At 60.2% G+C, this 22,751-nt stretch carries 17 protein-coding genes, 1 tRNA gene and 1 pseudogene; 12 read left to right on the top strand and 7 right to left on the bottom strand.

From position 1 onward, the window contains the following. Window positions 1-339 precede the first annotated feature (339 nt). From ASE04_RS22965 to ASE04_RS22950, 4 genes are all read left to right on the top strand, one after another. A complete protein-coding gene (locus tag ASE04_RS22965) occupies window positions 340-1,749 on the top strand; it encodes a circularly permuted type 2 ATP-grasp protein (RefSeq protein WP_056824034.1) in 1,410 nt (469 codons plus the stop codon). Next, window positions 1,749-2,690, top strand: a complete 942-nt coding sequence (locus tag ASE04_RS22960) for an alpha-E domain-containing protein (RefSeq protein ID WP_056822916.1) — start codon at window positions 1,749-1,751, stop codon at window positions 2,688-2,690. Before ASE04_RS22965 ends, ASE04_RS22960 begins: the two co-directional genes overlap by 1 nt. A gap of 11 nt (window positions 2,691-2,701) precedes the next feature. Further along, window positions 2,702-3,526 carry a transglutaminase family protein gene (locus ASE04_RS22955; RefSeq protein ID WP_056822913.1) on the top strand — a complete coding sequence of 275 codons (825 nt, stop codon included), beginning with the start codon at window positions 2,702-2,704 and terminating at the stop codon, window positions 3,524-3,526. A gap of 259 nt (window positions 3,527-3,785) precedes the next feature. After that, window positions 3,786-4,853, top strand: a complete 1,068-nt coding sequence (locus ASE04_RS22950) for an HD domain-containing phosphohydrolase (RefSeq protein WP_056822910.1) — start codon at window positions 3,786-3,788, stop codon at window positions 4,851-4,853. A gap of 283 nt (window positions 4,854-5,136) precedes the next feature. Here ASE04_RS22950 and ASE04_RS22945 read toward each other — a convergent pair whose 3' ends face one another. The 5 genes from ASE04_RS22945 to chvE all read right to left on the bottom strand — a co-directional run bounded on the left by ASE04_RS22945 (window position 5,137) and on the right by chvE (window position 11,648). Then, entirely contained in the window at window positions 5,137-6,570 is a 1,434-nt protein-coding gene (locus tag ASE04_RS22945) for an aldehyde dehydrogenase family protein (protein ID WP_056822908.1), read from the bottom strand. Between the two features lie 67 nt (window positions 6,571-6,637). Continuing rightward, complete coding sequence (gene araD1 / locus ASE04_RS22940; RefSeq protein WP_056824031.1) at window positions 6,638-7,633, bottom strand: AraD1 family protein; 996 nt, start codon at window positions 7,631-7,633, stop codon at window positions 6,638-6,640. A gap of 111 nt (window positions 7,634-7,744) precedes the next feature. Continuing rightward, window positions 7,745-8,950, bottom strand: coding sequence for a multiple monosaccharide ABC transporter permease (mmsB, locus tag ASE04_RS22935; RefSeq protein WP_056822905.1), 1,206 nt, complete (start codon window positions 8,948-8,950; stop codon window positions 7,745-7,747). Next, on the bottom strand, window positions 8,950-10,485 hold the full coding sequence (gene mmsA / locus ASE04_RS22930; RefSeq protein ID WP_056822902.1) for a multiple monosaccharide ABC transporter ATP-binding protein: 1,536 nt from the start codon (window positions 10,483-10,485) through the stop codon (window positions 8,950-8,952). The genes mmsB and mmsA overlap by 1 nt, the downstream gene beginning before the upstream one ends. A 98-nt stretch (window positions 10,486-10,583) precedes the next feature. Further along, window positions 10,584-11,648, bottom strand: a complete 1,065-nt coding sequence (gene chvE / locus ASE04_RS22925) for a multiple monosaccharide ABC transporter substrate-binding protein (protein WP_056822898.1) — start codon at window positions 11,646-11,648, stop codon at window positions 10,584-10,586. 270 nt (window positions 11,649-11,918) lie between these two features. Between chvE and ASE04_RS22920 the strand changes: the two genes are divergently transcribed. Next, entirely contained in the window at window positions 11,919-12,926 is a 1,008-nt protein-coding gene (locus ASE04_RS22920) for a LysR family transcriptional regulator (protein ID WP_056822896.1), read from the top strand. Between the two features lie 56 nt (window positions 12,927-12,982). Continuing rightward, on the top strand, window positions 12,983-13,495 hold the full coding sequence (locus tag ASE04_RS22915) for a hypothetical protein (protein WP_056822893.1): 513 nt from the start codon (window positions 12,983-12,985) through the stop codon (window positions 13,493-13,495). Here the strand turns inward: ASE04_RS22915 and ASE04_RS22910 are convergent. Continuing rightward, window positions 13,492-13,734, bottom strand: coding sequence for a hypothetical protein (locus tag ASE04_RS22910; RefSeq protein ID WP_056822890.1), 243 nt, complete (start codon window positions 13,732-13,734; stop codon window positions 13,492-13,494). The genes ASE04_RS22915 and ASE04_RS22910 overlap by 4 nt on opposite strands. A 152-nt stretch (window positions 13,735-13,886) precedes the next feature. Here ASE04_RS22910 and iolG point away from each other — a divergent pair, with 152 nt between their 5' ends. Both iolG and ASE04_RS22900 read left to right on the top strand, forming a co-directional pair. After that, on the top strand, window positions 13,887-14,879 hold the full coding sequence (gene iolG, locus ASE04_RS22905) for an inositol 2-dehydrogenase (protein WP_056822888.1): 993 nt from the start codon (window positions 13,887-13,889) through the stop codon (window positions 14,877-14,879). Window positions 14,880-15,131: 252 nt separating this feature from the next. Next, window positions 15,132-16,277 carry an acyltransferase family protein gene (locus ASE04_RS22900; RefSeq protein WP_056822885.1) on the top strand — a complete coding sequence of 382 codons (1,146 nt, stop codon included), beginning with the start codon at window positions 15,132-15,134 and terminating at the stop codon, window positions 16,275-16,277. Here ASE04_RS22900 and ASE04_RS22895 read toward each other — a convergent pair. Then, window positions 16,274-17,488 carry an ROK family transcriptional regulator gene (locus ASE04_RS22895; RefSeq protein ID WP_056822882.1) on the bottom strand — a complete coding sequence of 405 codons (1,215 nt, stop codon included), beginning with the start codon at window positions 17,486-17,488 and terminating at the stop codon, window positions 16,274-16,276. The genes ASE04_RS22900 and ASE04_RS22895 overlap by 4 nt on opposite strands. Window positions 17,489-17,715: 227 nt before the next feature. Between ASE04_RS22895 and xylF the strand changes: the two genes are divergently transcribed. The 4 genes and pseudogenes from xylF to ASE04_RS22875 all read left to right on the top strand — a co-directional run bounded on the left by xylF (window position 17,716) and on the right by ASE04_RS22875 (window position 21,311). Continuing rightward, entirely contained in the window at window positions 17,716-18,756 is a 1,041-nt protein-coding gene (gene xylF, locus ASE04_RS22890) for a D-xylose ABC transporter substrate-binding protein (RefSeq protein ID WP_056822879.1), read from the top strand. Between the two features lie 252 nt (window positions 18,757-19,008). After that, window positions 19,009-20,318: pseudogene (locus ASE04_RS22885) on the top strand (sugar ABC transporter permease). A 14-nt stretch (window positions 20,319-20,332) separates the two neighbouring features. Beyond that, on the top strand, window positions 20,333-21,115 hold the full coding sequence (locus ASE04_RS22880; protein WP_056822876.1) for an ATP-binding cassette domain-containing protein: 783 nt from the start codon (window positions 20,333-20,335) through the stop codon (window positions 21,113-21,115). A 119-nt stretch (window positions 21,116-21,234) separates the two neighbouring features. Further along, window positions 21,235-21,311: transfer RNA gene (locus ASE04_RS22875), tRNA-Arg, on the top strand. The last annotated feature ends 1,440 nt before the right edge of the window (window positions 21,312-22,751 follow it).

The raw sequence follows: 22,751 nt of genomic DNA, 5'->3' as shown, positions 1-22,751 counted from the left end.
CAAGGGATTGCCGCGCTGATAGCCGACAGACAGCTCCGCCGTCAAAGGCGAAGCATTGATACTAACCTGCAGTTTCGTTGATCGGTGACCCGACCAGCCGCGTCCGCCTCGGCTTAAATTAGATCGGACGCCGATCCGAAAACAATCATCTGCTTATATTTTGAGCGAGCCGTGGGGATTGACGGCTGAGACGGCCACGCCACATTTTGATAAATGCCCAGTTTTTCGGCTCTTTTGGCCGTTCCGGAGGATTTTACGAATATCGCCCTCGAACTGTGCATGGTTCTTGCATTGCTTATTGCGTTGTATTCAAATGAAGAAAAAAGGGGAGCCACACCTTTGGCATTTGATGAAATGATCACCGGGGACGAAAGTCCGCGTCAGCCATATGAAAAATACTTTGAGTGGTACAATAACCAAGATCGAACGCATCTGATTGCCAAATCCCGGGACGCGGAAAACATCTTCCGAAAGACCGGCATTACCTTCGCGGTCTACGGACACGCAGACTCCTCCGAAAAGCTTATCCCCTTCGACATCATCCCCCGCATCATCTCAGGCCGCGAATGGCGCAAGCTCGCGCAGGGCATTGAGCAGCGGGTAATCGCGCTCAACGCCTTTCTCGACGACATCTACCACAAACAGGAAATCATCCGCGCCGGTCGCATCCCGCGCGAACTGATCGAGAGGAACGTCGCCTTCCTGCCGGAGATGATCGGCTTCCGTCCGCCGGGCGGCGTCTACACGCATATCGTCGGCACCGACATCGTTCGAACAGCCGAGGACGAGTTCTACGTGCTCGAGGACAATGCCCGCACACCATCCGGCGTCAGCTACATGCTGGAAAACCGCGAAACCATGATGCAGATGTTCCCGGACCTGTTCCACGCCAACAAGGTGCGGCCGGTCGAGGACTATCCCTATCTGCTGCGCCAGAGCCTGGCGTCGCTGGCACCTCCCGGCTGCAAGGGCAAGCCGCGCGTCGCCGTGCTCACCCCCGGCATCTACAATTCCGCCTATTACGAGCATTCGTTCCTGGCTGACACCATGGGCGTCGAGCTCGTCGAAGGCTCGGATCTGCGCGTCATCGACGGCAAGGTGAAGATGCGCACGACCCGCGGTTACGAGGCGATCGACGTGCTCTATCGCCGCGTCGACGACGACTTCCTCGATCCCCTCACCTTCCGGTCGGATTCCGCGCTCGGCATCCCCGGCATCATGGACGTCTACCGCTCCGGCAACATCACCATCGCCAATGCGCCGGGCACCGGCATCTCAGACGACAAGGCGATCTATTCCTACATGCCCGAGATCGTCGAGTTCTACACCGGGCGCAAGCCGATCCTCGAGAACGTGCCGACCTGGCGCTGTTCCGAGCCGCAGAGCCTCAGATACGTTCTCGAACATCTCGAGGAACTGGTGGTCAAGGAAGTCCACGGCTCCGGCGGCTACGGCATGCTGGTCGGCCCGACGGCCACCAAGAAGGAGCGCGCCGATTTCGCTGAAAAGCTGAAGGCGAAGCCAACCAATTACATCGCGCAGCCGACGCTTTCGCTCTCGACCGTGCCGATCCTCGTCAACAAGGGAATTGCGCCGCGCCATGTAGACCTGCGCCCCTATGTTCTCGTCTCCGACAAGGTGCAGATCATCCCCGGCGGATTGACCCGCGTGGCCCTCAAACAGGGCTCGCTGGTGGTCAACTCCAGCCAGGGCGGCGGCACGAAAGATACCTGGGTATTGGAGGACTGATGCTCGGAAGAACTGCAAACGGACTCTACTGGATGTTCCGTTATTTCGAACGCGCCGAGAATATCGCCCGCCTCATCGATGCCGGTCTGCGCATGTCGCTGACCAGAAGCGGAAACGGCGATGACGATTGGGATGGCGTCCTGCAAAGTGCCGGCGTCCGCGAGGCTTACGACGAGGGTCACAGCAAGCTGACGAGCGCCGATGCGATCGACTACCTGCTGCGCGACCAGAGCAACCCCTCGAGTGTCATGTCCTGCGTCGATTACGGGCGAAACAATGCGCGCATGGTGCGAACCGCCCTGACCCGGGAAACCTGGGAAGCGACGAACGAGTTCTGGATCGAGTTGAAGGCGCTGCTGTCCAAGCGGCTGAAGGCGGCGGAACTGCCAGAGGCGATCGATGCGATCAAGCATCGTGCCGGGCTGATCCGCGGCGCCTTCCACGGCTCCATGCTCAGGAACGAACTCTACAACTTCGCCCGCATCGGCACTTTTATCGAGCGCGCGGACAATACCAGTCGTATCCTCGACGTGAAGTATTACGTGCTGCTGCCCTCGGTTTCGGCCGTGGGCACGTCGATCGACAACATCCAGTGGGAATCGATCCTGCGCTCCGTCTCCGCCCACCGCTCCTACAGCTGGGCCTATGACGGTGAATATCGGGCGATGAACATCGCAGACTTCCTGATCCTCAACGGCCAGATGCCGCGCTCGCTTGCCTACTGCTACGAAAAAATCGTCAGCGAACTCGGCTATCTTGCCAAGGACTATGGCGAACGGTTGCCGGCGCACGACACGGCCGATGCGATCCGCAGGACGCTCCAGACGCGCGCCATCAAGGAGATCATGGACCAGGGTCTCCACGAGTTTCTCGAGGACTTCGTCACGCGCAACAACCAGCTCGGCATGGAAATTTCCGACGGTTACCGGTTCTATGCATAGGCGGGCACGACATGAAACTTAAGATCAGCCACGTCACCGAATATCATTACGAGGAACCCTCCGTTTTCTCGTTGCAGCGGTTGCGCCTGACACCGCCGACCGTCGGCGGGCAGACGATCCTGAATTGGTCGCTGCATGTGGAGGGCGCCAAGCCCGAGGTCGAGTATGACGACCAGTTCGGCAACCACATCAATCTCGTCTCGCTGGAAGGCGAGCAACGCACCACCCGTATCGTCGCCGAGGGCGAAGTCGAGACCGAAGATCGCAACGGCGTCCTCGGCGCCCACAGCGGGTTTTGCCCGCTATGGCTTTTCCTGCGCGAGACGCCACGGACGAAGGCCGGAAAACTCGTCAGGGAACTAATCCGGGATGTCAGCGGCGAAAACGAACTCTCACGCATGCATGCGCTGATGGCCGCCATTCACGCGACGGTGGCCTACCAGCCTGGAACCAGCGATACAGAGACGACGGCTGAGCAAGCGCTAGAGAAGAAGAGCGGCGTCTGCCAGGATCACGCCCATATCTTCGTCGCGGCCGCACGCACCCTTGGCATCCCGGCCCGCTATGTTTCCGGTTATCTGATGATGGACGAGAAGGTCGAGCAGGCAGCGACTCATGCGTGGGGCGAAGCCCACGTGCTCGGCTTGGGCTGGGTCGGTTTCGATCCGGCAAACAACCTCTGCCCCGATGCCCGCTATGTGCGCGTTGCTTCCGGTCTCTGCTACCGCGATGCCGCGCCCGTTTCAGGCATGCGTATCGGCACACCCGGAGAAAAACTCTCGGTCGTGGTCAAGGTCGAGGATCAGGGGCAGATGCAGGGCCAAAGCCAGAGCTGAGAGCTGAGAGCTGCGGTTACCGCTCCTTAATCCTGATTGCAGCGGGCGCTCGATGCGCCCGTTTCTTTTGCGCGCTAGAGAAAATCCTGTCCTTTGAAATAACCCGATGTTAAGCGCCCTGCCCTGATCCTAGGGACGGTGAACGCGGCATCCTCAGTCGCGACGGTTTCGATCGAAATGAATTCAACCCTGACGCAGCAGGGTTTCGAGACTTGGCGCCACGCCAGCCGCCTGCAGCAGAATTTCATCGGGTCTTTTCATGCATCTTCTTATCGTCGACGACAGCAAATCGAGCCTGCTGGCGCTGGAGACGGCCGTCCGCAGCTTCAGCAACCACGACATTGAAAGCTTTTCCGATCCGCGTGCCGCTCTGGAACGCAGCCGTACCGCCGAGTTCGACCTCGTGATGGTCGACTACATGATGCCCGGATTGAACGGCGTGGAACTCATCCGCCATCTCCGCGCGCAGCACGGCTACAAGAACGTCCCTGTTGTCATGGTCACCTCGCAGACCGAGCGAGCCATTCGCCTGGAAGCGCTCGACGCCGGCGCGACCGACTTCCTGAACAAGCCTTTCGACCCGCTGGAACTGCAGGCACGCATCGGCAATCTTCTGGCTTTGCGCACGGCACAGGTCGCACTTGCCGATCGCGCCAAGGCGTTGCATCTCGCCTTCCGCCATGCGAGCCGGCAGGCCGACATGCGCGAGCAGGAAATTATATGGTGCTTGGCGCAGGCGATGGCGTCGCGGGACGGCAATACCGGCGATCATATCGAGCGCGTTGCCACCATCGCTGAACTCGTCGCGGAAGGCGTCGGTCTCGACCGGATCCAGCGCCGCAACATCTTCCTGGCCGCGCCGCTACACGACATCGGCAAGATCGGCATTCCCGACGCTATCCTGCAGAAGCCCGGCAAGCTCGATCCGCATGAAATCGAACTGATGCGCCAGCACGTGCCGATCGGCGTCGGCATCCTGCAGAACAGCACCGCCGAACTCTCGCGCGTCGCCGTCGCCATCATCGGCGGACATCACGAGAAGTGGGACGGCACGGGCTACCCGAACGGCCTCGCCGGCGAAGACATTCCGATTGAGGCCCGCATCGTTGCCGTTGCAGATGTCTTCGACGCACTCTGCTCCGACAGACCCTACAAGTCTGCCTGGGAGCCGGAGCGAGCCTACGAAGAGATCATCGACTGCAGCGGAACGCATTTCGATCCCGCCTGCGTCGCGGCCTTCCGACGCAAGTGGCCGGAAATCCGCAGCCTCTTCGACGGTAATGGCATGGAGCGCCGAGCGACCGCTCTGGTCGCCGAAGCCATCTAGCGACAAAAGGCGGGACTTGGGCCCGCCTTAGCTTGTTGACAACGTCTTTGGCATATTACGGATCGATGCCATCTCCTTCGTCACCCCGGCCAAAAGCCGGGGTCCAGCGCGCGCAAGTCCTTGCGCGCAAAAGTCCTTCGCACCGCGGACGCGGTGCCGCTGGATGCCGGCTCAAGGCCGGCATGACGGAGAAACCGATCATTTGTACAGAGAAGCACTTCGTCGGCAGTCCGAGCCGGAACTTGGTCTTACCCTTTTTTGCTCCAGTGCGCCCGAGAGGCCGTTACGCCAGCGTATAGGCCGTCTTGACGCTCGTGTAGAACTCCGCCGCATACTTGCCCTGCTCGCGCGGCCCATAAGACGATCCCTTTCGACCGCCGAACGGCACGTGGAAGTCGACGCCCGCCGTCGGGAGATTGACCATCACCATGCCGGCTTCCGAGTTGCGCTTGAAATGCGTCGCGTGCTTGAGGCTCGTCGTCGCGATCCCGGCAGACAGACCGAAAGGCGTGTCGTTGGCGGTTGCCAGCGCTTCCTCGTAATCCCTGACGCGGATGACCGAAACGACGGGACCGAAGATTTCCTCGCGGCTGATGCGCATCTGGTTGGTGGCTTCGGTAAACAGCGTCGGCTGCAGGTAGAAGCCGGGCGTTTCACGCTTGATGAGCTCGCCGCCGAAGGCGAGCTTTGCGCCTTCCTTGCGACCGATCTCGATATAGTCGGTATCGGTCTTCAGCTGCTTTTCATCGACAACCGGGCCGATATGCGTGCCTGATTTCATGGCGTTGTCGACCACAAGCGTCTCGAGCTTGGCCGTCAGCGCCGCGACGAATTTGTCGTGGATGCCTTCGGTGACAATCAGGCGTGAGGACGCGGTGCAGCGCTGGCCCGTGGAGAAGAAGCCTGAATTGGCGGCCGCTTCGACGGCAACGTCCAGATCCGCATCGTCGAGGACGACCATCGGGTTCTTGCCGCCCATTTCCAGCTGGAACCTGCGGTTATGCTCGATCGAGGCAGCTGCGACGCGACGGCCCGTGCCGGTGGAACCGGTGAAGGTGATGCCGCTGACGTCGGGGCTGTCGAGCATGGTTTGACCGACCACCGAGCCCCTGCCCATGACGAGGTTCAGCACGCCTTTCGGCAAACCCGCACGATTGAGAATATCGACGATTGCCCAGGAGCAGGCCGGAACGAGTTCCGCCGGCTTGAACACGACGGTGTTGCCGTAGCAGAGCGCCGGCGCGAGTTTCCAGGCCGGGATGGCAATCGGAAAGTTCCACGGCGTGATGATGCCGATGACGCCGAGCGGATCGCGGGTGATCTCGACGCCGATATCAGGGCGAACGGACGGAACGATCTCGCCCGCGAGGCGCAGCGCTTCACCGGCAAAGAATTCGAAAATCTGGCTGGCACGAATGGTCTCGCCGATCGCCTCGGGAAGCGTCTTGCCCTCTTCGCGGGCGAGCAGCGCGCCGAGTTCGTCCTTGCGGGCCATGATCTCGTCGCCGGCCTTCTTCAGGATTACGTGGCGTTCCCAGATACCGGAGCGGGACCATGCGGGGAAAGCAGCCTTGGCGGCGGCAATCGCATTCTTGGTGTCTTCGACCGTACCATCCGCATAAAGACCGACCACCTCGTTGGTGTCGGACGGATTGATATTCTTGGTCGCATCGGAACCGACCCATTCGCCGGCGATGAGGTTCTGATAGATAGTCACGGGCTGGTTGGCCTCCGATACCGTTCATGAAACGGTCCGGCCGCCGAAGCGGCCGGGCCATGCCAACTCAGAGCTGCTTGACGACGATCTCTTCTTCGGCGTCGATCTTCAGCGGATTGCGCAACGGCAGGCCGAAATCGGCGACTTCGATTTCGAAAACGTCGCCCTCTTCCGTCTTGATGCCTTCGGCAAACGACAGCGTCGCCGTGCCGAACATGTGGACGTGAACGTCGCCGGGCACGCGGAACAGGCCGTACTTGAAGTGGTGGTATTCGAGGTTTGCGAAGGTATGCGACATGTTCGCTTCACCCGACAGGAACGGCTTCTCGAAAATCACCTCGGTCCCGCGCTTGATGCGCGACGTGCCGCGGATGTCGTCAGGCGCAGCACCGATGCGGATCTCAGGACCGAAGCTTGCCGGACGCAGCTTGGAGTGCGCGAGGTAGAGATAGTTCTGGCGCTCGGTAACGTGGTCGGAGAACTCGTTCGACAGCGCAAAGCCGATGCGGAACGGCGTGCCGTCCTGAGCGATAATGTAGATGCCGGCCATCTCGGGCTCTTCGCCGCCATCGAGCGCGAAGGACGGAGAAACGAGCGGCGCACCCGGAGCAGCCGAACCGTAGCCGTTGCCCTTGTAGAACCACTCGGGCTGAACGCCTTTTTCGCCAGCCTTCGGCTTGCCGTTCTCGAGACCCATCTTGAACATCTTCATCGAGTCCGTGAGGGTTTCCTCGGCGGCCTCGGAGGTCTTCTTGTGCATGGAATCGCGCGTTGCCGCCGACCCCAGATGCGTCAGACCAGTGCCCGTCAGATGCAGATGCGCAGCGTCCGGATGCGTCATCGGCGGCAGGAACTTGCCTTCGGCATAAGCCTTCTCGAGATCGACGGCATCACCGAGACCATGCGCCTCGATCACCGCTGCGAGCGACTTGCCACCGTTTGCGGCTTCCATGGCGAGCGCATAGACGCTGCCGGCGTTGTTGACGGCTTTCGCGGTACCGCCCGGCTCGCGCACGGCGACGACGATCTCTCCGTTCGAACCCTTGATCTGCGAAATGAGCACGGTCTTCATCCTTTTTTCGATAACGCGGAAAATGCTCCGCCAATCCGGCTCTCAGACGAGCCGGATTGGTAAGTTCACATGACTGCGAATGCGTGGGCAGCGCCGAAGCGCTTAGCCCTTGTTCTTGTTGTAGACGTCGAAGAAGACGGCTGCGAGAAGCACGAGGCCCTTGACCATCTGCTGGAAGTCGATGCCGAGACCGACGATCGACATGCCGTTGTTCATGACGCCCATGATGAACGCGCCGATGACAGCACCGGTGATCTTGCCAACGCCGCCGGATGCCGAAGCACCGCCGATGAAGCAGGCCGCGATGACGTCGAGCTCGAAGCCGACGCCGGCCTTCGGGGTTGCCGAGTTAAGCCGCAGCGCGATGATCATGCCGGCGAGACCGGCGAGCACGCCCATGTTGACGAATGTCAGGAAGCTCAGGCGCTCGGTGTTGATACCGGAGAGCTTGGTGGCCTTTTCATTGCCGCCTAGGGCGTAAATGCGACGACCGATCGTCGTCTTGCGGGTAACGAAGGCGTAGATCGCAATCAGCACCAGCATGACGACGAGCACGTTCGGCAGGCCGCGATAGCTCGACAGCAGGTAGCCGATCCACAGGATAGCCGCGGAAACGATCAGGTTCTGGACGATGAAGAAGCTTGTCGGTTCGACATCGATGCCGTGGCTCTCGTTCACCTTGCGGCGGCGCCAGGCGAGGTAGAACAGGATAACCGGCAGGATGACGGTGAGGATGATCGAGGTCGACTGTACCGGGGTTCCGAACAGGTCGATCATGTCGCCGGGCAGGAAGCCGGTGCTGATAACCTGGAATTCCTTCGGGAACGGTCCGATGTTCTTGCCGTTCAGCACTGTCAGCGTCAGACCGCGGAAGACCAGCATGCCGGCGAGCGTAACGATGAACGACGGAATGCGGTGATAGGCGATGAAATAGCCCTGCGCCGCGCCGATCATGCCGCCGACCGCGAGGCAGATCAGTGCCGCGAGCCAGAAGTTCATGCCCCAGGTCACGGTGAAGATGGCCGCAAGCGCGCCGACGAAGGCAACGATCGAGCCGACCGAAAGGTCGATATGCCCTGCGACGATAACCAGCAGCATGCCCAGCGCCATAATGACGATGAAGGAGTTCTGCAGGACAAGGTTCGTCAGATTGACCGGCTTGAACAGGATGCCGCCGGTATAGAACTGGAAGAACACCATGATCGCGACCAGCGCGATCAACATGCCGTATTCGCGAATGTTACCGCGGATGTAGTCGGTAACGGAAACGACGTTGCTTTCCTCGGTTGTTTGGTTGACCGGCGTCATTACTTCTTCTCCCCTGAGCGCATGATAGCGCGCATGATAGTTTCCTGGCTTGCTTCTCCCTTCGGCAGTTCGGCGACAATACGTCCTTCATTCATGACGTAAATGCGGTCGCACGTGCCGAGCAGTTCGGGCATTTCCGATGAGATCATCAGAACGCCCTTTCCATCGGCGGCAAGCTGGTTGATGATAGTGTAGATTTCATATTTCGCACCAACGTCGATGCCGCGCGTTGGTTCGTCGAGGATCAGCACCTCAGGATCGGAGAACAGCCACTTCGACAGCACGACCTTTTGCTGGTTGCCGCCGGAGAGATTGACCGTTTCCTGGAACACGCCGGAAGAGCGGATGCGAAGCTTCGTCCGGTAGTCGGTCGCGACCCGCAGCTCCTTGATATCGTCGATGATATCGTTTTTGGAAACGCCAGGCAGATTGGCGAGCGACGTGTTGTGCATGATGTTGTCGTTAAGCACCAGACCGAGATGCTTGCGGTCTTCCGTGACATAGGCGAGACCTGAATCGATCGCCTTGCGGACGGTGCTCGTATCGACGGCCTTGCCGTTGACGAGGACTTCACCTGATATCTTGTGACCATAGGCCTTGCCGAACACGCTCATCGCGAACTCGGTGCGGCCGGCACCCATCAGGCCGGCGATGCCGACCACTTCGCCCTTGCGGACGGTGACATTGATGTCGTGCAGCACCTGTCGGTCGCGATGCTGCTGGTGGAAGGCATTCCAGTTCTTGACCTCAAGGATCGTCTCGCCGATCGGCACGGAGCGCGGCGGATAACGGTCAGCCAGATCGCGGCCCACCATGTTCTTGATGATCACGTCTTCGCTGATCTCGTCAGTACGACAGTCGAGCGTCTTCACGGTCATGCCATCTCGCAGAACGGTGATCTGGTCGGCGACCTTGCGGATTTCGTTCAGCTTGTGGGAGATGATGATCGAAGTGATGCCCTGGTTGCGGAACTCTATAAGGAGGTTCAGCAATGCATCGGAATCTTTTTCGTTAAGCGAAGCGGTCGGCTCATCAAGGATCAGTAGCTTGACGCTCTTCGACAATGCCTTCGCGATCTCGACGAGCTGCTGCTTGCCGACACCGATATCCGTCACCAGCGTATTGGGCGATTCACGCAGACCGACCTTGGCGAGAAGCTGCTTCGTCTTGTTGAACGTCGCTTCCCAGCTGATGACACCGTTGCTGGAATTCTCGTTCCCGAGGAAGATGTTTTCGCCGATCGATAGCTGCGGCACGAGTGCCAGCTCCTGATGGATGATGACGATGCCGATTTCTTCGCTGTCCTTCAGGACCTTGAAGTTGCGCACGTCACCTTCGTAAACAATCTCGCCTTCGTAGGATCCGGCCGGGTAAACACCGGAAAGAACTTTCATCAGGGTCGATTTGCCGGCCCCATTTTCACCAACCAACGCATGGATTTCACCCTGCCGAACCTTGAGGTTCACATTCTCAAGCGCTTTCACGCCCGGGAACGTCTTGGTGATGTTCCGCATTTCGAGGATTGTATTGTCCATAGTCAAAATCCAGCGCCAGCAGCCGGTAATACGGCGCGGCGATCATAAAAGTGAAGACCGGAACCCGCAAGCGGCGGGTTCCGGCCAACTTGGTACGATTACTTCAGCTGGTCAGCCTTGTAGTAGCCGCCTTCTACGAGGATCTTCTCGTAGTTGGTCTTGTCTACAGCGACCGGGGTCAGCAGGTAGGACGGGATAACCTTGACGCCGTTGTCGTAGGTCTTGGTGTCGTTGACTTCAGGCTCCTTGCCTTCCATCAGAGCGTTGACCATGCCGACGGTAACCTTTGCGAGGTCACGGGTGTCCTTGAAGATCGTGGAGTGCTGCTCGCCAGCGATGATCGACTTGACGGAAGGAACTTCAGCGTCCTGGCCGGAAACGACCGGAAGCGGCTGATCGCCAGAACCGTAGCCGACGCCCTTCAGCGACGAGATGATGCCGATGGACAGACCGTCGTAAGGCGACAGAACTGCATTGACCTTCGCGTCGGTGTAGTTAGCCGAGAGCAGGTTGTCCATACGAGCCTGGGCCGTTGCCGGATCCCAACGCAGCGTACCGACCTTGTCCATGCCGGTCTGGCCAGACTTTACGACGAGCTTGCCGCTGTCGATGTAAGGCTGCAGAACCGACATTGCGCCGTCATAGAAGAAGAAGGCGTTGTTGTCGTCAGGCGAACCGCCGAAGAGTTCGATGTTGAACGGACCCTTGCCATCCTTGAGGCCAAGGGCGTCAACGATGGAAGTTGCCTGCAGAACGCCAACCTTGAAGTTGTCGAACGTCGCGTAATAGTCGACGTTGCCGGAGTCGCGGATCAGACGATCGTAAGCGATGACCTTGATGCCTGCGTCGTGGGCCTTCTGGAGAACGTCGGAAAGCGTCGTGCCGTCGATTGCGGCAATGACGAGAACCTTCGCGCCCTTCGTGACCATGTTCTCGATCTGAGACAGCTGGTTCGGAATGTCGTCGTCAGCGTACTGCAGGTCGGTCGTGTAACCGGCTTCCTGAAGCTGCTTGACGATGTTGTTGCCGTCGTCGATCCAGCGAGCGGACGACTTCGTAGGCATAGCGATACCGACAGTCCCCTTGTCGGCAGCCATAGCCGGCATAACGAACGAAGCGACGCCAAAGGCGGCCGCTGCCATCAATGAGATAATGGTTTTCATATCTCTCTCTCCCTTAGTTAATAAACGCACGGACGAAAAATCGCCCGCCCCGAAACTGTGGCAGGTTTCGTCTTGGATGATACTTCATATGGTGAGAAACGAAGTAGGTCTCCTCCACGCTCTCACGTGTTGAGTGCCACCAGCACACGGCGGCAAACTGGTATGGATTCCTATATCTGTCAAATAGAATAACTGGCAAAATGCATAACAATTTTGGTATATCGTTAAAAAGTATTACTTTTGATGGAGAGCAGTGGGGAGGCTGCAACCATGACGATTATTTCAGGGCCGCCAGCGATCGATTACGTGGACATTCAGACAGAAATTTTTGGGGACGACGGCCTGCTTCGGTCGGGGCTTAAGCTGAATCACCTGCGCATGATCGTCGCAATCGAAGATAGCGGGCAGATATCTGCAGCAGCGGAGGCTTTGAACGTCTCCCAGCCCGCCGCTTCGCGCATGTTGTCGGAAATGGAATCGATTCTCAAAACACCACTTTACGAGCGCGTTTCCCGCGGCGTTGTGCTGACAACCTTCGGCGCGGCGCTTGCCAGACGCGCCCGCAAGATCATGCTGGAGCTCAGGGAAGCCAGCCGTGAAATCGGCGAACTGAAGACCGGAAAAGGCGGCGCCGTCTTCATTGGCGCGGTGACCGCTCCGGCCATGAGCCTGGTCGTGCCTGCCATCAAGCATGTGCGAAAAGCTCTTCCCGGGATCGAGGTCAGTATTCAGGTCGAGACGAGCAATGTGCTTGCCCGCGAACTCCTCGCAGCCCGCCACGACTTCATCATCAGCCGCATCCCCGATGATCTCAACCCGCGCCTTTTCCAGGTTCAGGAGATCGGCGTCGAAAGGGCCTGCCTGATCGTGCGAGGCGGCCACCCGCTATTGAAGAAGAAGGTCGCGTCCCTCGCCGACCTGCCGCAATACGATTGGGTCTTCCAGCCGCCGGGCACGCTGCTGCGCCGGACGATCGAGGAAGTCTTCCTGACGAACGAGGTCCCGCTGCCGGAAAACATCGTCAACACCTCGTCGCTGCTGCTGACCTGCGCCACGGTTTGCCAGACGGACGCAATTGCCCCGATCGCAATCGACGTCGCGCAATTCCTGGCGAGCCACAAGTCCAAGGCCTCGGACGTGCGCGTCCTGCCGATCGACTTCGAGATCAACGTCCGGCCCTACAGTCTTATCACAGTGAAAGAACGTGAACTGCCGCCGAGCGCGCGGCTGCTTTACAATCTCGTGTTGCGGGAAAGTCAGAAGGCCGCGGCGGGCTGACAAGCCTTGCTCCATCTTCCTCGGCTTTAGTACGCGTTCCCCGAAGGAGATGCGCAATGCTGTTCGGTCAATCGGTCTTCCAGTCCGTCCTCGATCGCCTGAAAAGCGAAGACGAGGAAGCTGAAGAGTATCCGGCCCATTCCACGGCGCGCGTTCACGGCTTCAACACCGGACTTGCCTTCGATGTCATGGAAGGCGTCTCGGCCAGCGCTGCACGACCGGGCCAAGCCTATTTCGACAATCTCGAGACCGAGGAACCGCGCGCGGCACCGCCGCCGGAGGCCGCCGCCGAGCCCGAACCTGCACCCCCGCCCCCGCCTGAACCGGAGCCGGAACCCGTCATCCCCGAACGCCTGACGCGGATATTACCCCAGGAGATCGCGACCGAGATCGCCATTTCGTCCCGCGACACGCTGAAGAGCCTTGGTGAAAAGCGGCGCGCCTTCGCAAAGGCCAATCATCCGGATGGCGTCGCACCCGCCTTTCGCGCCAATGCGACCAAGCGAATGATGATCGCAAATCTCCTGATCGACGAGGCGATCCGGCGACTGTCGCGGCTCAGATCCTAGTCTTCGTCCTTCTCAGCGGCAGGGCTTTCCTGCGGCGGAGCATCCGGTGTTTCCGCCGGCGGCTTGTAGCTCCAGAGCAGCATGTAGGCCGCATAGACGCCGGCCCCTCCGGCGAGCACGGCCCAGAAGGGGTCGCCCGTGACGATTTCCACCACCGCCCATCCGAGGCAGACGGCGACGATGAGGATACGCGCCCAGAGCGGGCGGTAGGCCGGATGTTGTGGATCGATCAGCTGCATTGCGTTCCCATGTCTGAATTGTCACACGTCTTTAAGGTGAATTTCAAAAATGTGAAAGAGCGCCGGGCTTGACGCGGCGAGGATAAAATGGAATGAAAATTCCACAACGAGTACAATTCGGTTCATTTGTTCCGAATCCAAGGGAGGTTCTCATGACAGTCAGATTTGGTCTTCTCGGCGCCGGCCGTATTGGCAAGGTTCATGCGAAAGCCGTCAGCGGCGATGCCAATGCCAAGCTCGTCGCCGTTGCCGACGCGTTTCCCCAGGCCGCCGACGCGATCGCATCCGCCTATGGCTGCGAGGTCCGCACGATCGAGGCGATCGAGGCTGCCAAGGATATCGACGCCGTCGTCATCTGCACTCCGACCGACACCCATGCCGATCTGATCGAGCGTTTCGCCCGCGCCGGCAAGGCGATCTTCTGCGAAAAGCCGGTTGATCTCGACGTCGATCGCGTCCGGGCCTGCATCAAGGTCGTCGACGAGACCAAGGCAAAGCTGATGGTCGGCTTCAACCGCCGCTTCGACCCGCATTTCATGGCTGTGCGCAAGGCGATCGACGACGGCCGGATCGGCGACGTTGAAATGGTCACCATCACCTCTCGCGATCCGGGCGCTCCCCCCGTCGACTACATCAAGCGCTCCGGCGGCATCTTCCGCGACATGACGATCCACGATTTCGACATGGCCCGCTTCCTGCTCGGCGAAGAGCCGGTTGCCGTCAGCGCCACCGCCGCCGTTCTCGTGGACAAGGCGATCGGCGAGGCCGGCGACTACGACAGCGTTTCGGTGATCCTGCAGACCAAATCCGGCAAGCAGGCGATCATCTCCAACTCCCGCCGCGCCACCTACGGCTACGACCAGCGCATCGAAGTGCACGGCTCGAAGGGCATGGTATCGGCCGAGAACCAGCGCCCCGTTTCCATCGAGGTCGCCAACGGCGAAGGCTACACCCGCCCGCCGCTGCACGACTTCTTCATGACCCGCTACACCGAAGCCTATGCCAACGAGATCGCAAGCTTCATCGCCGCCATCGAGAAGGGCGCCAAGATCTCGCCCTCCGGCGCCGATGGTCTGGCGGCACTCGCCCTTGCCGACGCTGCGGTGCAGTCCGTCAAGGAAGGCAAGCTCATCAAGATCGGCTGACGGCCCTCTCCCGACCGAAAGCCAACTGTGAAATGGCCGGGTCCCTGCCCGGCCATTTCTCGTTCAAGAGTGTTGGCAAACAAAATAATGCGCCCTCGTCCGACAGAGCCAGCCGCCTGATGCGCCTTGTACATTAGCGGATTTTACGCACGTCTTCCGTGCATCCGACAGCGCGCTATTCATATTATTGACTTGGTTTCCCTCGAAAGATCGCCAACTTATCGCAACCTCCGATAAATGGGAAACCAGACGATGGCGGATGTATCGGGCTCTTCGGGGCGAATCGGCAGTCTCGATGGCTTGCGCGGCATCGCCGCTTTATGGGTGCTGATCGGGCACGCGATGCTGCTCACCGGCTGGCATTTGCCGCTGATCGGCGATCCCGATCTCGGCGTCGACCTCTTCATCATGCTGTCCGGCTTTCTGATGGTGTTTCACTATCAGCTCCGCCAGCAAAAGGAGCCGTGGTCGGAGATCTCGACATGGTCGAATTTCTGGACCCGCCGGTTCTTCCGCATCGCCCCGCTCTACTACGTGATGCTGGCCATCGCCATCGCGCTCGGCCCCTTCATTTTCGAAAGCCGCATGGTGATCGACCATTTCCTCGAGGTCACGCCGCAGCAGCCCGAACGCTATCTCGACGGCAGCCTCGAGAACGTGCTGCTGCATGTGAGCTTCCTCTTCGGCCTCTCCCCGGCGCACGCCTTCCGCACACCACTGCCGGATTGGAGCATCAGCCTGGAAATGCAGTTCTACGCCGTCCTGCCGTTCCTCATGCTCTTCATCCACCGGTTCGGATGGCTGCGCGGCAGCATCGGCATCGTTGTAACAGGCGTCGCGATCGCCGTGGCGCTGCGCCTAGTCGGCATCAATTTCCCGATGCCGGCCTTTCTGCCGCTGAAGATGCACGTCTTTGCATCAGGCATGCTGCTGGCCGGCGCGCTCAACGCCTCTACCCCACGCGCCCTAGTGCACTTCCTCCTGGCACTGGTCTTCGTGGCCCTTCCAATCGGCGGCGGCATGACTGTCATGCGCGAATTTGTGCGGCTCGGGCTTGTCGTGGCCTTCTTCGCGCTGATCTTCCACGCGCATCTGCCGCGCCCGCTGGCAAACCCGTTGAACCGGATTTCCGACTTCATGGGCAACCGCTTCTGCCACGAGCTCGGCGAGCTGTCCTTCGGCGCCTACCTGATCCACCTGCTGGTCATGCAGCCGGTCATCGCCTACCTGATCAAGGCGCATGGGCACGACATCAGCAACTTCCAGCGCTTTCTGCTGTCGATCGTGATCACCATCCCAATCGTCTATGCGTTGTCGGCGGCAGGGCACAAATTCATCGAGATGCAGGGACAGAAGATCGGCAGGACGCTCACCCGACGCAAGACATCCGCGGCTTAGCCGAGCCCGCCCTGGACAATATCGCCGTCGATGACGGACAGCGCCCGGTTGAGATGGCCCTCGAACACCAGCAGCGGTTCGTCGAACACGACGCGCAGCTCGGGCATGCCCTGCATCCGCACCATGTGCGACTGGGCAAGCCCCTCCTCGATCCCCGGCCTCAGGAGATCGTAATAGCGCGTGCCGGGCCCGGTGATGGCGACCGGCATTCGTTCGGTGAGGCTGAGCAGCCGCGATAGCCCGTTTCCGAGCGCTACGCCCGCCTGCCTGAAGGCGAAGGACGACATGCGATGTCCGTGGCGGGCTTGCGCGGCAATCTTGTCGAGCTCGGCAACCGGCACGAACTTCGCCGGGATCGTGTCGAGCGGCACCTCGAAGGCCATGCGTAGAATGGCATAGAAGCCGGCATAGGCCTCGATGCAGCCCTTGCTGCCGCAGCGACAAAGGCCGCCATTCGCCATGTGCAGCATATGTCCGAAATTTGGAGCCGAGATCTCCTGCTCCCCCGGTCCGCTACGCCTGACAATGCCGAGCCCGATGCTGTGGCCGAGCGACAGCGCGGCGAGTGACCGGAACTCGGCCGGCCGCGCATTCTCCTCGTGCGCGCCGAGCGCTGCGGCGACAAGCTGCGTCTCGTTGCCCAGGATGATCCTAGCTTGCCAGGCGGGCCGAAAAGCCGATTCGAAATCGATCTGATCGCCGCCGAAAATCGGCGACCAGACGAGCACGGGATCGGTGGAATGCACCAGTCCCTTGCTGCTGATCGAGATCAACAGCACCTTCTCCTGCGCAAGCTTCGAGCGCGAAAGAATGCGGGCGAGCCCCTCCTTGACGGAGGCGACAAACCGCTCGGCACCCGCGGGATCATGCGACCGGTCCTCGCTGAACCGGTCGATCAGTTTCCCGGCGTAATCGACCAGCGAATATTGCACGCCGTCCGATGAAATGATCACGACGATCAAGTAGCCGCAATCACGCCGTTGCCGAAACAGCACCCGCGGACGCCCTCGCCCGCTGGCCGATTGCTGCTCGGATTTCTCAATGATCTCAGCCTTTTCCAGGTCGGCGGTAATGGCCGAGATCGTCGCGGAGGACAGCTTCGTGAGATCAGCAATTTCGGTATGCGCCAGCGCGCCCTGTCTGCGAAGCGCCGACAGCACGAGCACGCTGTTTCTCTGCCGGACCAACTCCGTGCTCGACTTGGTCAGCATATATGCCGGCCCTCTCCCCCTCGCATTCCGCCCTCGCTCACACCGTATCTCCAGCAACCTTTCCGCGCAGAAAATTAAGCTGGTAGTGCGGTGTTGACAGTTGAAAAAATCTCTGACACTAAATTTCTCGACTGTCGAGAAAATAATTCGAACCTTCTCGTCAGCGAACCGCGGCGGCCGGAGGAACCACTGGCTGGGGCTGGCCGCATTCTATTCGGGAGGATATTATGAAGCATGTTTTGAAGCTGATGGCAGGTGCTGCCATCCTCGTATCGGTGCATACCGCCGCAATGGCTGCTGACCTCGTCGTCGGCGTTTCCTGGTCGAACTTCCAGGAAGAGCGTTGGAAGACCGACGAAGCCGCCATCAAGAAGGCGCTTGAAGCCAAGGGCGCAAAGTACATTTCCGCTGATGCACAGTCGTCTGCCGCAAAGCAGCTCACCGACGTTGAATCGCTGATCTCGCAGGGCGCGAACGCACTCATCGTTCTTGCTCAGGACTCGGATGCGATCGGTCCTGCGATCGAAAAGGCTGCCGCTGAAGGCATTCCTGTTGTCGGCTATGACCGCCTGATCGAAAACCCGGCTGCCTTCTACATCACCTTCGACAACAAGGAAGTCGGCCGTCTGCAGGCTGAAGGCGTGTTCAAGGTCAAGCCTGAAGGCAACTACGTCTTCATCAAGGGCTCCTCTTCCGACCCGAACGCGGACTTCCTGTTCGCCGGCCAGATGGAAGTCCTGAAGGCCGCTGTTGACGCGGGCAAGATCAAGAACGTCGGCGAAGCCTACACCGACGGCTGGCTGCCACAGAACGCTCAGCGCAACATGGAACAGTTCCTGACCGCCAACAACAACAAGGTCGACGCCGTTGTTGCTTCCAACGACGGCACCGCCGGTGGCGCGGTTGCTGCTCTCGACGCACAGGGCATGGCAGGCACCGTTCCGGTTTCCGGCCAGGACGCCGACAAGGCTGCTCTGAACCGCATCGCGCTCGGCCAGCAGACGGTCTCCGTCTGGAAGGACTCACGCGAACTCGGCAAGCGCGCTGCTGAAATCGCGCTCGACCTCGCTGGCGGCAAGACCATGGACAAGATCGACGGCGTAACCGCCTTCGACGGCGGCCCGAAGAAGGTGAAGATGGAATCGATCTTCCTGAAGCCGCAGGCCATCACCAAGGACAACCTGAACGTCGTCATCGACGCAGGCTGGATCTCCAAGGCTGAAGCCTGCCAGGGCGTCAAGGCCGGCAGCGTCAAGGCTTGCGATTAATCCTCGCCAGCTAAACCAACACACCGGCGCCGCAGCGGTCACGCTGCGGCGCCGGACGCGGATGGAGCCGTCCACGAACGCTCCCCGCCTCGCAACGCACCGCGAACGCTTTGATTCCCTGCCGCAACGATGCCGCCCTCAAGCGGCCGCTTCGGAAGTCTCTCGGTGGTCGATTTGAAGAACAGGGCACCTCGGCAAGGGCTTTCGGGCACCCGCGCCAGAAGCCCAAACAATGGGGGAAACGGCAAACCCATGGCAAATATCACGCAATCCTCATCGGGCCATCCGCGCTCGGCGGAGGGCAACGCTTTCACGCGCTTCCTGCGCGCAACCGAGATCGACACGCGCCTGCTCGGCATGTCGCAGCACTTCTGGTCATCTGGATCGGCTTTCATCTCTACACCGGCGGGCTTTTCCTGACGCCGCGCAACCTCTGGAACCTCTCGGTCCAGACCACCGAGATCGCGGTTCTCGCGACCGGCATGGTGCTCGTCATCGTCACCCGCAACATCGACCTGTCGATCGGCTCGATGCTTGGCCTCGTCGCCATGATCATGGGCGTCGTGCAGGCGAAGTTCCTGCCGCAATATCTCGGCTTCGACAATTCCTGGACCTGGCTGATCACGCTGGTCTGCGGCCTGATCGCCGGAACGCTGATCGGCCTCTTCCAGGGCGTCATCATCGCCTTTCTGGGCGTCCCCTCCTTCATCGTCACGCTCGGCGGCTTTCTCGCCTGGCGCGGTCTTGCCTGGTACGTCACATCGGGCCAGACGGTTGCCCCTCTCGACACCACCTTCCGCATCATGGGCGGCGGTGCCGAAGGCTCCGTCGGCGCCACGTGGAGCTGGATCATAGGGCTTGTCGCCTGCGTGCTGATCATCGTCGGCATCATCGGCTCGCGCCACCAGCGCAAGCGCTTCAACTTCCCGCGCCGGCCGCTCTGGGCCGAGTATTTCCTGGCCGTTCTCGGCTGCACGCTGGTGCTCGGCGCCATCTGGGTCTCGACGATCTATTACTGGCCGGTGGCGATCGCCAAGAAATACGCCGAGGCCAACGGCATCGCCTGGCCGGAAACGGGGCTCTTCATCTCCTACGGCATCGCCGTGCCTGTGCTGATCGCCGTCCTCGTCGGCATCGTCATGACCTTCATCGCCACCCGCCTGCGCTTCGGCCGTTATGTCTTCGCGATCGGCGGCAATCCTGAAGCAGCCGAACTCGCCGGCATCAAGACCCGCTGGGTCGCGGTTCGTATCTTCGCGCTGATGGGCTTCCTGGCGGCCGTCGCCGCGGCGATCTCGACCGCCCGCCTCAACGCCGCCGCCAACTCGCAAGGCACGACCTACGAGCTCTATACGATCGCGGCGGCCGTCATCGGCGGCACCTCGCTTGCCGGCGGCACCGGCACCATCGCCGGCGCCATGCTTGGCGCGCTGGTCATGCAGTCGCTGCAGTCGGGCATGGGTCTCGCGAACGTCGATACCCCCATACAAAATGTCGTCGTGGGCACCGTGCTGGTCGTAGCCGTCTGGCTCGACACCGTCTATCGCTCGCGGTCGAAGTAAGAGGAGTCCTAGATATGACTGATCAACGCGCTCCCCTTGTGGAACTGAAGAACATCTCGATCTCCTTCGGCGGCATCCATGCCGTGGACAATGCCTCGGTCGATCTCTACCCCGGCGAAGTCGTCGCCCTTCTCGGCCATAACGGCGCCGGCAAGTCGACGCTCATCAAGATCCTCTCCGGCGCCTACAAGCGCGACAGCGGCGAGATCCTGATCAACGGCGAGCCGGTCGACATCCGCAATCCGCGCGATGCCAAGAAATACGGCATCGAGACGATCTACCAGACGCTCGCCGTCGCCGATAACGTCGACGCCGCCGCCAACCTCTATCTCGGCCGCGAGATCCGCACCAAGTGGGGCACGCTCGACGACGTCGCCATGGAGGCTTCGACACGCGAGGTGATGGGCCGTCTCAACCCCAACTTCCGCCGCTTCAAGGAGCCGGTGAAGGCACTCTCGGGCGGCCAGCGGCAATCGGTGGCGATCGCCCGTGCGATCCTCTTCAACGCCCGCATCCTGATCATGGACGAGCCGACGGCAGCCCTTGGCCCGCAGGAGACGGCGCAGGTCGGTGAGCTGATCAAGCAATTGAAGAAGGAAGGCATCGGCATCTTCCTCATCAGCCACGACATCCACGACGTCTTCGACCTCGCCGACCGCGTCTCCGTCATGAAGAACGGCCAGGTCGTCGGCCACGCCCGCACCGAGGACGTGACCAAGGACGAAGTCCTCGGCATGATCATCCTCGGCAAGGTGCCGCCAAAGGCCATCCCCGGCCCCGGCGCCATGCAGGTCTGACAACAAACAGTGCGCCGTTTGCAAGAACGGCGCACTTTTCAATTTTGGAGATTGATGCTGGCGAGAAGCTAGGCTAAGAACCACCCATCGGACAGGCGATTCAAACCCGCCTCAGGCATGCACCCGTAGCTCAGCTGGATAGAGTGTTGGATTCCGATTCCAAAGGTCACAGGTTCGAATCCTGTCGGGTGCGCCAATTGCGTTTATTCTGCCTCGCCACATAAGCCCGGACTCGACCCCGCTAAGTCCGGACTGTGGAACCCATAAGCGTGGACTCGGACGGCACTGCAATTTGACCAACTAATTGAAGTGCAACAATTTTTTGAACTACGGCGCCGTTTTCACCTCTGCGGCGTCGTCAACCCAGTCTTGTGATTTCGCTCCGCGTGGCGCTCGGTTCCGACCATACCAAGCCATAATGCGAATACAACCTTTGGCGTGCCATGATGTTGTTATGCCCCCGAGAATGCCTCGTTGACCGGGTAAGCTTCCCATTGAACAATTGTTGACAACGGCCCTCGCTCGCCATCCCAGAGGCCACGAACCCGCGCCGTACAAGCGTTAACCAAACGTTAACCATCTTTCGCTGTCGCGCGAAGACGGGTCAGGATTCACTTTTTGCCGAAGGAAGCCAAAAATGGTGCCGAAGTGCCTCCGTGCAAAAGTACGAATCCGAAAACGCACTCGATCATCCTCGAAATCGGAAGAAACGCTTAAGTACGATGCCGCTTCGTCCGTAGAACAGCGAACGTATCCGCGAACCATGCAAAGCATAACGGTCAGATCTACTTAGATCGCGGCTACGCGATGAGCCCCGCCGCTGGATTCGATGATGAATGCTTCGAACGCTGCCCGAATATTAATCCTTAAATCGCCTGCACGCGTCCCGCCAGAGGCGGCGTGCCCGAAGAGCCTTAGCTAGTCCTCAAGGATTCGAAATCGCTGCAACACGGTCCCGCGGACGCTCCGAAAATCGCACGCTTCCGACCACCGTAGCGAAATTGAGAGCGCTCGCCGCTCGATGACGCACGTATCCAAATCTGATCGAGCTGTCCGTCGTCAAGGTTCGTCCTCAGCCTCTCCTCCGGGAGAGAGGTGGCGGGCACACACACTATGCCCGCCACGGCGATCTTGGCATAATAGGGACGCACTCCTCGGTCGCCGCAGCAAGGCGGCAACCACATATGCCCAGTCGCGCCCGACCAACCGTGAGAAGTCGGGCATCCGGCTTGCAGAAAGTCACCGGATGTCATTGTTATCCCGGGAAAAAGTTAACAGGACACCGGCGAGGCACGGGTTAGGGAGACCACAGAGCGAACCCGAGCCCGTGGTCGCGCGCACCAACAGCCGCCGTCATTTCGACGATATCACACAGAATATCGAGAAAATTGGATGAGACGATCCCGAGGACTCTGCTGGCGCCGGCCGATCAGACCTCAGGGCGTGAGCTTGGAAGTGGGTTCTTCGCTTGACCCAAGAACCGTTCGAACGCTTCTTGGTAGGGTATCTCGTACACAGCGGTGAGGTGAATAGCCGAACCCGTTGACTGATCACAGACGTCTCACCTAGACATTGTGTCCTTCCGAAGTTTCATGGGGGAGTGCTTGGCTGGCGTAGTAGGGATTGATGAGGCCAG

Source organism: Rhizobium sp. Root708 (assembly GCF_001429725.1).
Lineage (GTDB): Bacteria > Pseudomonadota > Alphaproteobacteria > Rhizobiales > Rhizobiaceae > Rhizobium.
This window is presented reverse-complemented; position numbering and strand designations above follow the sequence as displayed.